The organism is Terrabacter sp. NPDC080008, from assembly GCF_040702505.1.
Lineage (GTDB): Bacteria > Actinomycetota > Actinomycetes > Actinomycetales > Dermatophilaceae > Terrabacter.
This window is the reverse complement of the sequence record NZ_JBFBLC010000001.1, coordinates 926,119-941,210: the sequence shown is the minus strand read 5'-3', so window position 1 is coordinate 941,210 and position 15,092 is coordinate 926,119. Positions and strand designations below refer to the sequence as shown.

The 15,092-nt window shown below is 73.5% G+C and carries 14 protein-coding genes; 1 reads left to right on the top strand and 13 read right to left on the bottom strand.

Annotated elements, in window-relative coordinates:
• Position 1: 1 nt before the first annotated feature.
• From AB0316_RS04365 to AB0316_RS04305, 13 genes are all read right to left on the bottom strand, one after another.
• Positions 2-1,402 carry an O-antigen ligase family protein gene (locus tag AB0316_RS04365; RefSeq protein WP_366270753.1) on the bottom strand — a complete coding sequence of 467 codons (1,401 nt, stop codon included), beginning with the start codon at positions 1,400-1,402 and terminating at the stop codon, positions 2-4.
• Positions 1,399-2,421, bottom strand: coding sequence for an aminoglycoside phosphotransferase family protein (locus AB0316_RS04360; RefSeq protein ID WP_366270751.1), 1,023 nt, complete (start codon positions 2,419-2,421; stop codon positions 1,399-1,401). Before AB0316_RS04360 ends, AB0316_RS04365 begins: the two co-directional genes overlap by 4 nt.
• A complete protein-coding gene (locus AB0316_RS04355) occupies positions 2,418-2,840 on the bottom strand; it encodes a hypothetical protein (RefSeq protein ID WP_366270749.1) in 423 nt (140 codons plus the stop codon). The genes AB0316_RS04360 and AB0316_RS04355 overlap by 4 nt, the downstream gene beginning before the upstream one ends.
• A complete protein-coding gene (locus AB0316_RS04350) occupies positions 2,837-4,066 on the bottom strand; it encodes a glycosyltransferase (protein ID WP_366270747.1) in 1,230 nt (409 codons plus the stop codon). Before AB0316_RS04350 ends, AB0316_RS04355 begins: the two co-directional genes overlap by 4 nt.
• Positions 4,063-5,121, bottom strand: a complete 1,059-nt coding sequence (locus AB0316_RS04345) for a hypothetical protein (RefSeq protein ID WP_366270746.1) — start codon at positions 5,119-5,121, stop codon at positions 4,063-4,065. The genes AB0316_RS04350 and AB0316_RS04345 overlap by 4 nt, the downstream gene beginning before the upstream one ends.
• Entirely contained in the window at positions 5,118-6,575 is a 1,458-nt protein-coding gene (locus AB0316_RS04340; protein ID WP_366270744.1) for a hypothetical protein, read from the bottom strand. Before AB0316_RS04340 ends, AB0316_RS04345 begins: the two co-directional genes overlap by 4 nt.
• A gap of 21 nt (positions 6,576-6,596) precedes the next feature.
• The gene (locus AB0316_RS04335; RefSeq protein ID WP_366270742.1) at positions 6,597-8,060 is read right to left on the bottom strand and encodes an RtcB family protein; all 1,464 of its coding nucleotides are present in this window, start codon (positions 8,058-8,060) and stop codon (positions 6,597-6,599) included.
• Positions 8,061-8,097: 37 nt separating this feature from the next.
• Positions 8,098-9,597, bottom strand: coding sequence for a polysaccharide biosynthesis protein (locus AB0316_RS04330; RefSeq protein WP_366270740.1), 1,500 nt, complete (start codon positions 9,595-9,597; stop codon positions 8,098-8,100).
• Entirely contained in the window at positions 9,594-10,781 is a 1,188-nt protein-coding gene (locus AB0316_RS04325; RefSeq protein WP_366270739.1) for a DegT/DnrJ/EryC1/StrS family aminotransferase, read from the bottom strand. Before AB0316_RS04325 ends, AB0316_RS04330 begins: the two co-directional genes overlap by 4 nt.
• Before the next feature lie 92 nt (positions 10,782-10,873).
• Complete coding sequence (locus AB0316_RS04320) at positions 10,874-11,581, bottom strand: response regulator transcription factor (RefSeq protein ID WP_366270738.1); 708 nt, start codon at positions 11,579-11,581, stop codon at positions 10,874-10,876.
• A 92-nt stretch (positions 11,582-11,673) separates the two neighbouring features.
• Positions 11,674-12,324: a response regulator transcription factor gene (locus AB0316_RS04315; protein WP_366270737.1), complete on the bottom strand. Its 651-nt coding sequence runs from the start codon at positions 12,322-12,324 to the stop codon at positions 11,674-11,676.
• Positions 12,321-12,998, bottom strand: a complete 678-nt coding sequence (locus tag AB0316_RS04310; RefSeq protein WP_366270735.1) for a HAMP domain-containing sensor histidine kinase — start codon at positions 12,996-12,998, stop codon at positions 12,321-12,323. The genes AB0316_RS04315 and AB0316_RS04310 overlap by 4 nt, the downstream gene beginning before the upstream one ends.
• A gap of 409 nt (positions 12,999-13,407) precedes the next feature.
• Positions 13,408-14,184 carry an SDR family oxidoreductase gene (locus tag AB0316_RS04305; protein ID WP_366270733.1) on the bottom strand — a complete coding sequence of 259 codons (777 nt, stop codon included), beginning with the start codon at positions 14,182-14,184 and terminating at the stop codon, positions 13,408-13,410.
• Positions 14,185-14,236: 52 nt separating this feature from the next.
• Here AB0316_RS04305 and AB0316_RS04300 point away from each other — a divergent pair, with 52 nt between their 5' ends.
• Entirely contained in the window at positions 14,237-15,028 is a 792-nt protein-coding gene (locus tag AB0316_RS04300; RefSeq protein ID WP_366270732.1) for an exodeoxyribonuclease III, read from the top strand.
• The last annotated feature ends 64 nt before the right edge of the window (positions 15,029-15,092 follow it).

Here is a 15,092-nt window from a genome sequence, read left to right as displayed (position 1 = left end):
GTCACCGCCTCCCGGTGGTCAGGGGCGCCGGCTCGGACGGGTCGCCCCCGAGCAGGTCGAGACCGGCCACCAGGCCCAGGAAGGCCCACAGGTGGCGGAAGTGGAGCACCTCGTAGAACATTCCGGACACGAGGAACGCCGCCGCGGCCGCGACGAGGAAGTGCGGGGAGGGGAGCAGGTCCCGCGTGCGGGAATCCCGCCTGCCCCGGCGGCCCGCCACCCGCGCGAGCCGGGTCGCGACCGTGGCGAGCAGGACGACCAGGCCGACGCCGCCGACCAGGCCGAGCTCGACGAGCGTCGCCACGTAGTCATTGTGCGCCTCCTTGATGTAGGGGGCGGGCTGCGCGGCGAGGGCCTCCTTGGTGCGTCCTGCCCCGATGCCGACGAGGTTGCCGTTCCAGAAGAGCTTGACGCCCTCGTGGAAGAGGACCTGCCGGTCCTGGCTGGAGGAGTCGCCGCGGCCGACCGAGTCGTGCAGGACCGGTGGTCCGGCGGCGGCCCGGGCCTGCAGCGACGCCCAGTCCACCGACGTGACGAGCAGGCTCGCACCCAGCGCCAGGACGCAGGCGACTCCCAGCGCCGCGAGAGCCCCTCGCGAGCGCCACGCCCCGACGACGGCGGCGACGCCGAGGCCCACGAGCGTCGACACCATGGCGCCGTTGGAGCCGGTGAAGAGGATCGCGAGCAGCAGCAGCGCCACCACCCCGGCGCGCGGGAGGCGCCGACGCGGGTAGCGCGAGGCGAGGACGAGGAAGAGGGAGACGACGAAGTAGTTGCCGGCGAGGTTGGGGTCGCCGAAGGTGAGCGCGGACCGCGACCCGTCGCGGAGCGTCTGCCCGGCGAGCCACGCGATGCCCGCGAGCCGGCCGACCACGAGCAGCCCGGCACACACGGCGGCGGTCCAGGACCAGCTGGCGCAGACCAGGCGCAGGAGCGAACGGTCCGCCCGGACCGCGCTGGCGACGGCGCCGCCCCAGACCAGCAGGAAGAGGTCCTGGGCCAGCACCGCCGTGGAGCCGACGTCCTGGTGGGTGAACGCCGCGACCGCGCCGGCGAGCAGCAGCAGCCACACGCCGAGCGCGTAGGGCACGTGGAGGCGTACACGGTTGCGCGAGAGCCACAGCACGACGCCACCGATCGCGAGAAGGATCGGCAGGTCTGCGGGAGAGGTGTTCCCCGGCCCCGTCGGGACCAGGAGCGGCAGGCCCGCGACGGAGGCCACGAGGATGCACCGGAGGGAGAGCGATGCCGGTTCGACCCGCCCGCGCCTCGGCCGCCGCACCGGGGTGAGGTCCTGCCGGGCCGTGCCCGGGACGGCCGTCGTCGGGCCCGCCGTCGGGGCTGCTGTCGGGGCTGCTGTCGGGCCTGTCGCCGAGGTCGACGTTGTGGTCGTGGTCGTCATGGTCCTACCTCCGTGAGGAGAAGTGCGTGTGCGCGGGCGAACTCCGGTTCGTCGCTGCCGGCCGCCACCTGGGCGAGACCGACGAGAAGGGCGGCGCGCCAGGGGACGGCGCGGAGCTCGCGCTCGGCGCCCGGGGCGATGAACGCGGACACGAGGTCGGCGTACCAGCCCTGGCCGCGCAGCAGGTGTCGCACCGGGTCTCCCCAGGCCACTGCCCGAAGGCCGGCGTGGCCGTGCACCGGGGCTCCCCCGGCGGTGTGCCGGTCGAGGTAGAGGGTGTAGGCGAGCGCGAAGCGCACCCGGTCCCACAGCGGGGAGGAGCCGAACACGGTGTGCTCCCAGTCGACGACCCCGCTGACCCGGCGCCCGGTCCGCAGGACGTTGCCGAACCAGAAGTCGCCGTGTGCGACGTGGGTCGCGTCGAGCTCGCCGACGCGCTCACGGGCCCCACGGCATACGTCGGCGGCTGCCTGCCCCAGCTCCTCGCCGGCCCAGCGGGCCTGCAGGAGGCGGCCGGTGTCGGGCTCGGGCACCGAGGGGACGGCGAGGGCGTGCAGGCGGGAGAGCCAGGCCGCCGCGGCGGCGAAGTCGGCACGCACATCCCGGCGTCGGCCGGTGTGGTGCCAGCGGTGGTAGTCCACGGAGAGCGGGCGACCGGTCGCGACCGTGGTCACGAGGAACGTGCCGGCGGCCGTGTCGTGCAAGGCGATCGGCCGCGGGACGGTGCCCTCGACGAGGCCGGGGTCCAGCTCGGCGAGGCGCGTGAGCGCGGCGGCCTCCGCGCGCACCGACTCGGCGGCACCTGGGGTCAGCGCCGCCTTGACGGCGAGCGCGGGAGCCCCACCCACCGGCGTGGCGACGACGACGGCCTTGGGGTTGTCGTCCCTGGACATGGCCACGAGCGCCAGCCGCGCCGGCTGGGGACCCAGGTGCCGGCGAAGGATCCCCTCCACGGCGACGAGGTCGACCGGGGCGCCGGGGGGCCCGGCCGACGTGCTGACTGAGGTGGGCGTGCTCATGGGCGGTGGGCGATCATCATGCGTCCGGCCACCAGGCGGCCGACGCGGTCGAGGACGAGACGGTGCCGACCTGCGACGGTCGCGGCGGTGACGAGCAGGGAGCCCTTGGCGCGCCCGGGGGGCACCGTGGCGAAGGCCTTCCAGAACCACCCCAGGCTCTCCGGCGCGTCCTCGACGACGAACGCGGGCTCGCCGAGGCTCGGCAGCACCACGAGCTCGCGGTCCACGACGAGGCCGGCGCTGCGGGCCAGGCGCCGGAGCCGGCGGACGGCCAGTCGACGGCCGTCGAGGAGCACGAGCCGCTCCCCCGCCGACAGCACGGGCAGGGCCGTGCCCGACGGCGGCCGGGTGCGGTCGACCGTCACCACCGGGGTCCCCGGTGGCACGAGCAGGGCGACGGCCGCGTCCACGGCGCTCATGAGGCCCGGTGCCAGGCGGTCACGGGGGTGAGCAGCGGGCGGTGCGTCAGCGTCGCGCGCTCCCCGGTGGGCCCAAGCGGCCCGGTCGGCTCGGTGGGCTCGGTGGGCTCGGCGGCGTAGACCTCGCACAGCGTCGCGCCCAGCGTGCCGGGCTCGTAGCGGTCGCCCAGCTGCGCGCGGGCGCGCTGGGCCCAGGCCGCGGCCTGGCGCGGGTGCGACAGCGCGTGGTCGAGTGCCGCCGCCAGCTGCGTCGGGTCCTGGGGCGCGACGAGCAGACCGGTCACGCCCGGCACCACGACGTCGGACACCGCGTTGACCGATGTCGCGACGACCGGGATGCCGCACTCCTGCGCCTCGACGATGGCGCACGGCAGTCCCTCGTAGCGGCTCGACATCGCGAAGACGTCGAACGCAGGCAGCAGCTCGGGCACGTCCTGCCGGTTGCCCAGCAGCAGCACCCGGTCGGACAGGCCTGCGGCGTGAGCGCGGTGGGCCATTGCCTCGAGCAGCGGCCCGCCACCGACCCAGACGAGCACGGCGCGGGTGTGCATGCGCCGCACCGCCTCGAGCATCACCTCCGGTGCCTTCTGGAAGTCCATCCGTCCCACGGTGCCCACCACGGTCGCGTCGTCCGGCAGCCCCAGCAGCGCCCTGGCCCGGGCCCGCGAGAGCGGGGAGGCCGTCACCCGCGCAGGCTCCACGGCGGGGCCGATGGTCACGAGCTGGTCGGGACGCACGACGCCCCGCCGCAGCGCCTCGACGGCGACCCCAGTCCCGACGGCCAGGTAGGCGTCGGTGATGCGGGACAGCGCGCGCTCGGTGCGGATGTAGGCCTGCCGCACGGCGACGGACTGGAAGTCGTGCCAAGGGAACCCGTGCAGGGTGTGCACGATGCGCGGCACCTTGGCGTGGGCTGCGGCGACCCGTCCCAGCACGCCGGCCTTGGCGCTGTGGGTGTGCACGACGTCGAACCCGCCCGAGCGGACGATCGCGTCGAGTGACCTGAGCGCTCGGGCGTCCGAGGCCGGGCTGATCGGCGAGACGAGGTCGGGGACGACGATGACCTCCACGCCGTGGGCGCGGGCCTCGTCGAGCAGCACGTCCCCCGACCCCACGACGAGGGTGCTGCAGTAGAGGTCCCGCGGCAGGCTCACCGCTCCCCTGACCGCGACCCCGCCTGCGCCGGCCACGCACCGGGTGATGATGTGGGCCACGCGCTGGGTCATGCCCCCACCTCCGTCATCCGGGGAGCGTGGCGACCGGGGGCGCGCTCCGCCAGGTCGACGATCTCGGCCAGCGGCGTCCCCGGACGAGCCGGCAGCTCCACCTCGACGCACCGGTGCGACCGGGCGAGCCGCTCCGCCTGCGCGTCGATCGCCGGGTGGGCCGGTCCGAGCCCCGTGCCCAGGGCCAGGGTCGCGCTGAAGGCCCAGTAGCGGCGCAGCTCACCCGCCGCGTACGTGCCCGCGACGAGGTCGCGCGCGGCCACCTCCGGCGAGACCCGCCGCACGACGGGGCGCTCACCGCTGCCCCGCCGGAGCACGACCACCAGGGTCGGACGGATGCCGGACTGCCTGCTGTCCCAACGCCTCTCGACACGACCGTGCGGCATCGTCCGAGCCCGGAGCCGTGCGCCGCCCGGCTCCGAGACGCGTCGCGGCTCGGGCAGGCCGTGCAACCGGTCCCCGTCGTACGCGCACAGGTTGTCGCTGACGGGCGTGCCCTCACCGGGGGCCAGGCTCGCGAGCAGCGTCGACTTGCCCACCCCGCCGGGCCCCGCCAGCACGACGCCGTGGTCCCCCACCTGGGCGGCCGAGACGTGGAGAGGCACGCAGCCCCTCACCCCGGCCCACCACAGCGCCGGGTACTGCAGGAGGGCGGCCCTCCAGAGCAGCTCGGTGCGCCCCGGGGCGGCCAGGCGCAGCGCCCGGTGGCTGGGCCGCGGTCGTGGCCTCGCCGTGACCGTGAGCCGGCCCGTGCCCGGCGACGGCTCGACGAGCAGGTCCAGACCGCTGCCGCACGCATCCGTGAGCACCACGCGCCTCCCGTCCCCGAAGGCGCCGCGCGTCAGCGGAGCCAGCCCGGCGAGGTCGAAGGCGTCGTGGGAGTCCTCCACCCGGACGGCCACGTCGGCCGTCCGCGCCGGGTCCTGCGCCCACACCGGGGCCGGGTCGCCCGGGCCCGAGGCGCCGCCGAACGCGCGGTCGGCGACCTCGGACCAGGCGCGGGACGACGAGTCGAACCCGACTGCCAGCCCGCAGGACTCGGCGCGGAGGGTCACGGCAGCCTCCGCATCTTCTGGCCGCTCAGCACGCCGCCGTTCGCCGAGCTCGGGACCGATGCCCCGGCGGTCTGGGGTGCCTTCGGCTTGGCCGCCGCGGCCGGCTCGCCCGCGCTCGTTGTGGCGGGCTTGGCCGTGGCGGGCTTCGCCGTGGCCGGCTCGGCCACGGTCGTCGTGGCGGGCTTCGCCTTGGCCGCCGCGGCGGGCTTCGGCGCGTTGGCGGGCCCGACGTGACGGCCCTCCTCCACGGGGAAGAGGCTGTCGAGGATCAGGTGGTGCCGGAAGGTGAGGACGCCGACGACGGGCCAGCCCATGACCTCGGCGTTGCGCTGCAGCTCCTCGAGCTTGCGCTGGGCCTCCACGGACGGGCTGAGCGCGATGACGACCGCGTCCTGCTGGCTGCCGCCCTCCGGGCTCCCCGCGCGGACCGCCGCTGCGTCCGAGGCGAGCTGGAGGCGCACCCCGGTGAGCGTCTCGACCTCCGAGCAGATCCGGGCGGCCAGCTTCTCGTACTTCTTCTCCACCGGGAGCACCAGGACCGGGCGACCCGCGAAGCGAGCGCTGAGCACCGCTGCGGCGCTGCCGAACTCGCGTACGCTGCGGGCGCCCCGCCGGCTCGCCAGGTCGGGAGTGGGCAGGTGACCGAGCAGCGGGGCATCCAGCTCGGCGGCGACCCAGCGGCGCCCGCGGACGCGGGGTCGGACGCCCTCGAGGAGCGCCACGAGGCCGAGCGCCAGGATCAGCGCGGCCAGAGCGGCCAGTCCCACGAGCTGCGACTCCTTGGGGCCGACGGGGTCGGCGACCGCGGTGGCGGGGTCGAGCAGGCCGATGCTCGAGCGCTGCGAGGTCGCAAGGATGAGGTCGGACCGCTGGCGCAGCAGGTCGGTGAGCGTCGGCGCCATGGCGCCGATCCGGGCCTGCAGCTCCAGCACCGGGCCGGGAGGAGCGACCGCGAGCTGGCGAATGAGGCTGTCACGCTGCTTCGTCAGGCTGGTGATCTCGCGGTTGAGCGCGGTCATCTGCGCCGCGTCCCGCTGGTGCGCGGTGTTGGCGTACCGCAGGGCCTGCTGCACGAGCGCGTTCGCGGCGATCACCGAGCGCTGGGGGTCACCGCTGGTCACGGAAACGTCGTTGACCGTCGAGACACCGACCCGGTTCACCGCCACGGAATCCGTGGCGAACAGCATGGGGTCGCCCTTGATCCCGGCGCTCTTCATCGCCGCGCGCACGAGGTTGGGAGAGGTGATCACGCCCTGCAACCATTGCGTCGCGGCATCGGCCTGCACGTTCGTGCTGGCGAGGCCGCCGGACATCTGGACGCGGGCGACCGCCTGGTACTGCTTGTCCTGGTGGGAGGCGTACGTGCTGGCCCCGAACGCCGCAGCGAGGACGAGCAGGCCGATCAACCACCAGTACCCCCCGATCACTCGGCGGAAGGCTTCATCGATGCGCATGTGACTTCTCTTTCTCGTCGGTTAGTGCAGGACTGCGAACGGACGCATCCGCGCGACCGGCCGGACGATCTGGTGGGTGGACAGGACCGACATCGCGGCGTTGACGCCGGCGTCGTCGAGGTGCGGCGCCTGGCTGGGCGCCGTGTCGTCGTAGCGGAACCGCAGCGTGTACCGACCTGCCGGATCGGACTGCGAGGTGCCGTTCTTGGCGAACTGGTCGATGACCGTGCCCGCTCCGTGGCAGGCGGAGTGGAGGCTCTGGCCGCTGGAGGGCCCGGCGACCGCGAGGTACGAGGAGGTCCGGTGCGTGCCCGGGAGCAGAACCGCCTGACCGGTCTGCGCGAACGTGGTCCCGGGCGTCATCAGGTGCGCCGGGTAGGCGCGGCACGAGTTGTGGCGGTGCACCACTGCGCGCTCGCCGGCCACCTCCTCCTCGTAGATCGAGTTGTGCGGCGAGTCGACGACGAGCGTGCCCGGCGCACCGCCGAACGCCTCGGCCGCCAGCCGGCGCAGCGCCTGGTAGGTGGCCATGCGGAAGGCGTAGCCGTAGTTCATGGCCGCGGCGTTGGCCAGCATCAGCCGCTTGCCCTCGTCGGAGTCCAGGCTGACGGGAGGGGTCGCGGAGCTGAAGAAGAGGCGCATCCGCTCCCGCAGCTGCTCCGCGGACCGGGCGGTCGCGAGGTGGAAGAGCGGCTTCTGGACGGCCATCGCGGCCCGCATGACCCGGGCGGTGTCCCGCCGGCGGGCGAAGAGGTGACCGATCTCCCCGGTGAGCACACCTCCGCCGGCGTGGTACTGCAGCGTCACCTGCCCCTCCCGGACGCCGAGCAGCCGGGCGGCCTCGGGGTCGAGGATCTCCTCGACCTGCTGGAGCTCGACGAAGTGGTTGGTCGGGCCCACGGTGCCGAAGCGCATCCGGGCGAGCTGCCACGTCAGGGCCGGGATCTCGGCGACGAGCCGCTCCTTGCCACCCCACTGGGCGAGGTCGATCCGGCCGCCCTCCTCGACCCGCTCGAGCTCCGCGGGGTCGACGCCGTTGCGGTCGACCGCGAAGTCGGCCCCGTCGGTCGCAGCGCTGATGACCTCCCGGTAGGTGAGGTCACGCCGGTTGGTCGTCGGGTACGGGTAGCGCTCACGCACCCGCCGGTAGAAGTCGCTCACGGCGGCGTCGGTCGGCCGGTCGCAGTTCAGCGCGATGAGCGCCATGCCGCAGTTGACGGAGGAGCTCGTCAGCGTCGGCCGGATCGTGCCCGCGGTCGCGACGGCGATGCTCGAGGGCATCTCCATGGCCGACTTGTGGTGGAAGTCCGGGAGGACGACCGGCGGTGCGGCCAGGTCCATGCCCAGGGTGGCGGAGTCGAGCGAAGCCACGAGGCCACGGTCCGCGGGGACCGAGTCGCTGTCGAACACCCGTGGGGCGTGGTGGCCGGCGCCGGAACCGACCTGCGGCTCGTCGGCGCGACCCGCGATGACGTTGATCTTCATGAATGCAACCTGTCCTCTCGGTGGGTGCCGGACCGCATCAGTAGTCGTCCGGGTAGGGCGCGGCCGTCACGGCCTGGAGCGCTGCGACGGGCTCCGGTTCGGGGCAGTACGCCGGCAGGGCGGCGCCGAGCGCGCGGCGCACCTCGTCCGCCGCGTTGCGGTGGGCCGCGTCGTAGAGCGTGCGCAGGAGGTCGTCGAAGTCCTGGTGCACGGGGACCGCCCGCGCGGCGAAGATCCGAGGGTGGCTCGTCGGGAAACACTCCTCGCTGTCGCTGAAGAGCGCCTCGTGCAGCTTCTCGCCCGGGCGCAGGCCGGTGAAGCGGATGTTGACGTCGCGCACGTCGAGCTGGCGCGCGAAGTTCGCGACGAGGTCGACGATCCGCACGGGGGAGCCCATGTCGAGGACGAAGGTCTCCGAGCCGGTCGTCATCCGGGCTGCCTCGAGGACCAGGCCGACGGCCTCCTCGATCGTCATGAAGTAGCGGGTGACGTCGGGGTGCGTGACGGTCACGTCACGGCCGGCGGCCATCTGGGCGACGAGGACCGGAAGCAGGGACCCCCGGCTGCCGAGGACGTTGCCGAACCGCACGGCCGACACGACGGTCCTGCCGCCGGCGTGCTTCTGCACGATCTGCTCGGCGAGCAGCTTCGTGGCCCCCAGCACCGAGGTCGGGTCGGCGGCCTTGTCCGTCGAGATGGCGACGAGTCGCTCGGCCCCGGAGGCCACGGCCGCGGCCAGCACGTTCTCCGTGCCCTGCACGTTGGACTTGACCCCTTCACAGGGGTGCTGCTCGAGCATCGGCAGGTGCTTGAGGGCCGCCGCGTGGAAGACGACGTGCGGTCGGTAGTGGTCCATGATCTGGTGCATCCGCTCCGCGTCACGGATGTCGGCGACGACCGTGTCGTGCGACTCCATGAACGCCTCGCCGCGCAGCTCGAGCTGGAGCCGGTGCAGGTTGGACTCGTCGTGGTCGAGCATGACCAGCCGGCTCGGGGCGAAGCCGTTGACCTGCCGGCACAGCTCGCTGCCGATCGAGCCGCCGGCCCCGGTGACCAGGACCGTCCTGCCGGTGATGATCTCGGCGACCTCCGGGGAGGCCACGTGCACCTCGCTGCGACCGATCAGCTTGGCCACGTCGAGGGAGCGCATGTCCGTGCCCACGACGTCACGCCGCAGCAGCGCGACGAAGGAGGGCAGCCGGCGTACGCTCGCCCCCACCCGTGCCGCAGCCGTGGCCAGCCGTGCCACCTCGGTCTCGGGCAGACCCGGGATGGCGAGGACGACGACGTCGATGCGCTCCGCGGTCGCGACGTTGACGAGGTCGGACAGTCTCCCGAGCACCGGCAGGTGACGGACCTTCCGCTTCGTCTGGTCGTCGTCGAGGAAGCCCACCGGGCTCAGCCCGAAGTCCTCCACCCGCTGCAGGTCCCGGGCCAGCGCCTTGCCGGCCGCTCCCGCCCCCACGATCAGGGTCCGCAGACCCGTGCCCGGGGCGGCGGTCCCGCTCCGCGGCCGGATTCCCACTTCCGAGGTCATCGCGTGCCTCCCATCTGCCACAACGCCGCGCACACGTCGTCGACGTCGTCATCACTGAGGTTCTGGTCGAAGGGGAGCGACAGGGTCTCCGCGAAGACCTCGTCCGCACCCGGTAGGCCCCCGGAGGGCAGGACGCAGTGGTTGACGTGCCACGTGAGCCGGTGCAGGGGGATGAAGTGGACGGAGCAGCCGATGCCGAGCGCGTTCAGGCGCTCGATGACCTCGTCGCGGGAGACGCGGAAGCCGGCGTGGATCCGGATGGCGTAGAGGTGCCAGGCGTGCTGGCCGTCCACCGGGCGCGGCGGCAGGCTGACCGCCGGCAGCGCGGCCAGCTGGGCGTCGTAGCGGGCCGCCAGCTCGCGTCGACGGGCCTGGTGCTCGTCGAAGCAGCGCAGCTGGGCACGGCCGATGGCGGCCTGGACGTCGGTGAGGTTGGCCTTCAGGCCGTCGTCGGCCACGTCGTAGCGCCACGTCCCCCCGGGCTGGTAGCGGCGCCAGGCGTCGCGCGACATCCCGTGCAGGCGCGTGCGGACCAGCGTCTCCGCGAACTCCTCGTCCGAGGTCGTGACCATCCCGCCCTCGCCGATGGCGAGGTTCTTCGTCGCGTAGAAGCTGAAGCACGTGGCCCGGGAGATCGAGCCCACCCTCCGGGAGCCGACGTTCGTCCCCAGGGCGTGCGCGGCATCCTCGATGACCCGGTCGAACCCCAGGCCGGCTGCTGCGGCGGCCGCCTCCACGTCGACGGGGTTGCCGCCGAGGTGCACGACGACCATTGCCGACACCCCGCCGACCTCGCGGACGACGGCCCGGATGTGGTCCTCGCTCGGCACGGCGCTCCACCGGTCGACGTCCACGAGGACCGGCTGCAGACCCGCGTGGGCGATGGCCCCGGCCGCGCCGCAGAAGGTGTTCGTCGTCATCAGCACACGCGATCCCGGAGGCAGGCCCAGGCCCCGCAGGGCGAGCTCGATGCCGGCCGTGCAGGAGCTGACGGCGACCCCCCGGGAGGCGCCGACGTAGTCCGCGAACTCCCTCTCGAAGGCGACGACCTCCTGGCCGGTCGTCACCCACCCCGACTCCAGGACGTGGGCCACGGCGCCGCGCGCCTCTGGCCCGATTACCGTGCGCGCGAAGGGAATCGAGCGCGCGTGCACCGTCCGTCGCGGCGCTGTGTGAAGAGTCATGTCTTTCCCCTGGGGTCGAGAGCCTGCTGGCTCTGGTGCGGGTGGTTCCCGCCCCTTCGACGCTAGGAACGCCGACGCCTCGGCACACCCGCTCAGCGCCCGAGGCCGTCTACGCCTTTCGCGGTAGACGCCTCCTCGGCACTCCGACCGAGAAGCCCGTTGCGACGCGCCTCGACCACGGCGGCGAGCGTCGTGTGGACCTGCAGGCGCCGCAGGATCGCGCCGACGTGGGTGCGCACGGTGTTGGGCGACATGCCGAGCAGGTGCGCCGTCTCCGCGCGGGAGTGGCCGTCCATGAGGCAGCGCAGGACGTCGGCCTGGCGTGGGGTCAGCATCTCCAGCAGTGCGCCGGCAGACCCCGGCGACCCGTGCGCCGGCGGCGGCCCGAGCAGGGAGGCCATCAGGGCGACCGGGATGAACACCTCGTGGGCGGCCACCCGGCGCACGGCGGTCACGAGTCGCGCGAACGGCTCGTCACTGCGGACCCAGCCGTGGATGCCCATCTCGAGGGCGTCACGCGACATGTCGCCGGCCTCGGGCTGGGTGACGAGCACGACGCCCACATCGGGCGCCTGCTGCAGGGCCGAGCGAGCGAGCTCGAGGACGGCATCCTGGCGGCTGACGGCGTGGAGCACGAGCACGTCGACCGACCCGGCCGCCACGGCCTGCAGCAGTCCGTCAGCCGTGTCGGCGCGACCGACGACGCGCAGCCCGGGCAGCGCACCGAGGGTCTCGGCCAGTGCCTCGAGCAGCAGCTGCTGCCGGGCGAAGACCACGACCCGGACCGGTTGCGGCGTCATGGGGACAGCATCGGAGCGGCGTGCGGTGTGCACACCCGACGTCTGGACGGCCTCCGACTACGTCACATGGCCGACTCACAAGGGACGTGCGGTCAGGAGCGCAGGCGCGCGGGCCAGATCTCGGCGCTGCCGTGGTCCGCGAGGAGGGCGGCCGCCTCCAGCCGGGAGTGCACCCCCAGCTTGGTGAGCAGGTTCTGCACGTGGGTGCGCGCCGTGCTGGTGCGCACGCCCAACTGACGAGCGATCTGCTGGGTGGTCTGGCCCCGGGTGATGCACCGAAGGACGTCCCACTCACGGTCGGTGAGGAACCGCAGCGACCACAGGGGGTCGTGGGTCGACGGGGGCAGGAACGCCCGCTGCAGCAGGCCGGCCTCCACCGCCACCTGGCCGTCGACGGCCCGCTCGAGCATCGCCGCGATGGCGTCCACGGACATCGACTTGGCGAGGAAGCCGGCGGCTCCCGCCGACAGCGCGCCGACGACCGCCTGGGGGTCGGCCGTGGCCGAGAAGACGACGACCTTGGTCGCGGGCTGGGCTTCCGCCATCACCCGCAGGGTGCCCAGGCTCGTCCCGTCCGGGAAGTTGAGGTCCAGCAGGCACACGTCGGGGGCATGCTCCGCCACGGCCGCGAGGGCCTCCTCTGGCGTCAGCGCCATGGCCACCACGTCGTAGCCCCGGGCGGCGAGGGATGCCCCCAGCGCCTCGACGAGCAGACGGTGGTCGTCGCAGAGCACGATCCTCACGGGCGCTCGACCTGCTCGACGAGCGGCAGCTCCACGGTCGCGACGGCGCCACCCCGGGGCCCGTTCTCCAACCGGAGACGTCCCCCGCACTGCTGGAGGACGCCCCCCACCGTGACGAGGCCGATGGAGTGCTGCGGCGCGATGCGCCCCAGCCCGGGCCCGTCGTCGGCGATGGCCAGCACGGCGGACGACCCCCGCCTCCGGATCGTCACAGCCACCTTCCCGCGCGGGCCTGCCGCCCGGGCAGCGTTGTCCAGCAGGCACATCAGGGCCCTGACGAGGGCGACGCGGGTGGCCTGCACCGGCACCGGACCACAGGTGTCGAGCGTCACGTTGGACGTCAGGAACGGGCCGCAGCACGACAGCGCGTACTGGGTGACCTCCGTCAGCTCGAGCTGCTCCTGCTCGTCGGCGTGCCCGTCACCCAGGACCGAGCCGACGAGCTCGGTGAGCCAGGAGACCTCGTGCCGGATGGCCGCCAGGCGTTCCTCGCCGGTGCAGAGGTGCCCGTCGGCCAGCAGCCGGATAGCCGTGAGCGGCTGGATCAGGTCGTGGCAGAGGGCCCGCATGGAGTCGACCTCGCGCGGCCGGCGCGTCGGTGCGTCATGGTGACGGACCGCTGCGGCCCCCTCGTGCCCCTGATGGCGGCCGAAACCCACCTCTTGAACTGACATGCATCCCCCTGATGGCTGTCTGTCTACTGCGGACTCTCGCCCCACCCGTGCGTCCCCGGCGCCTGTCGACCGTCTCGGACGGACGACAGGTCACGACGGACCACCCCCACCGACGCAGCGAGCAGCGCATGGCTCTCGTGGTCAGCGCACGGCGCGTTCCCCACGTGGCGTCCGACCGCTGGACGGGCGAACAAGCGCGAACTCACTGTCATCTGTCAGGTCCGAAGGTGAGACGAGCGGGCCACCGTCCCCCTGCTGGCGGTGACTCGGCGTTGAACTGAAGGTGAACGGCAGTCGGCGAGCTCCCGCCCATTGACGTTAACACCGGCAATCCGCAGATGAGCGAGATGCCGGAAGGTCGCCCGAATTGCTTGATTCAAAACGACATACGTGGCGAAAACACCTCAGCTCAGCGCCGGACGAGACGCGCGCGGCTGCGGACCAGAGAGCGCGGCACGACTCGGAGCAGCCCCACGACCGCCTTGTACTGCGCGCCCGGCACCGACACGACCCGGCCCCGGTCGACGTCGTGGAGACAGTCGGCCACGAGCTTCTGCGGGTCGAGCCACATGAACTGCGGACCCGGCTTGCTGATGCCGGCCCGCTGCTGGAACTCGGTGTTGGTGAAGCCCGGGCACAGTGCGGTCACCGTCACGCCCGACCCCGCCAGCTCGGTCGCCAGGCCCTCGCTGAACGTCGTCACCCAGGCCTTGGCGGCCGAGTAGGAGCCCGAGGCGATGAAGCCCGCGACGGACGAGACGTTGACGATGTGCCCGCGGCCGCGCTCGCGCATCGCGACCCCCGCGGCGTGCGAGAGCACGAGCACCGCACGGGTCAGCACGTCGAAGGCCGCCTCCTCCACCGCGAGGTCGTTGCGCAGGAAGGAGCGACGCTGGCCGTAGCCCGCGTTGTTGACGAGGACGTCCACCGGCCGGTCGCGGTCGCCGACGCGGTCGGCGACCGTCTGCAGGGCCGATCGGTCCGAGAGGTCGGCGACGAGCACCTCGGCGGACACCGCATACGTGCTCATCAGCTCGGCGGCGAGCTGCTCGAGGCGGCCCCGGTCCCGGGCGACGAGCACGACGTCGTGGTGACGGGCGGCCAGCTGGCGCGCGAACTCCCGCCCGATGCCGGCGCTCGCGCCGGTGACGAGGGCGGTCGGTCGCGTGGTCTGCGCTGCACTCATGCGCCTCACCCTAGGGACCCCGTGTCTGCGGGGCCGTCTAGGGTGGCCGACTGTGCGCATCGCCACCTGGAACGTCAACTCCATCCGCTCCCGCATCGACCGCGTCACCGCCTGGCTCGAGCGGACCGACGTCGACGTGCTGGCGATCCAGGAGACCAAGGCCCGCGAGGACCAGTTCCCGCTCGAGCGCTTCGAGTCGCTCGGCTACGAGGTCGCGCACCACGGGCTCAACCAGTGGAACGGCGTCGCCATCGCCTCACGCGTCGGCCTCGACGACGTGCGCGTGGGCTTCGACGGGATGCCCGGGTGGGGCGACCCGGCCCTCCCGGAGGCGCGCGCGATCGGGGCGCTCTGCAACGGCGTACGCGTGTGGTCGCTCTACGTGCCCAACGGCCGCGCGCTCGATGACCCGCACCTCGGCTACAAGCTGACCTGGCTCGAGGCGCTGGCCGTCGCCGGGCGCGAGTGGCTCGCCGAGGAGCCCGACGCGCAGATCGCGCTCCTCGGCGACTGGAACATCGCGCCGACCGACGCCGACGTGTGGAGCCCGGCGTTCTTCGAGGGCCGCACCCACACCTCGCCCGGCGAGCGCGCCGCGTTCCAGGCCGTGGTCGATGCCGGCTTCGAGGACGTCGTGCGGCCGCACACGAGCGAGCCGGGCACCTTCACCTACTGGGACTACACGCAGCTGCGCTTCCCGAAGCGGCAGGGCATGAGGATCGACTTCGCGCTGTGCTCGCCGGCCCTGGCGCGGCGGGTCGTCGGCGCGGCGATCGACCGCGAGGAGCGCAAGGGCAAGGGCGCCTCGGACCACGCGCCCGTCGTCTTCCAGGTCGAGGGCTGAGAGCCGGCGCTCGACCGCGACGCCCCGCCAGGTGGCGGGTTCCCGCGGCGGGCGCGGGCTCGCG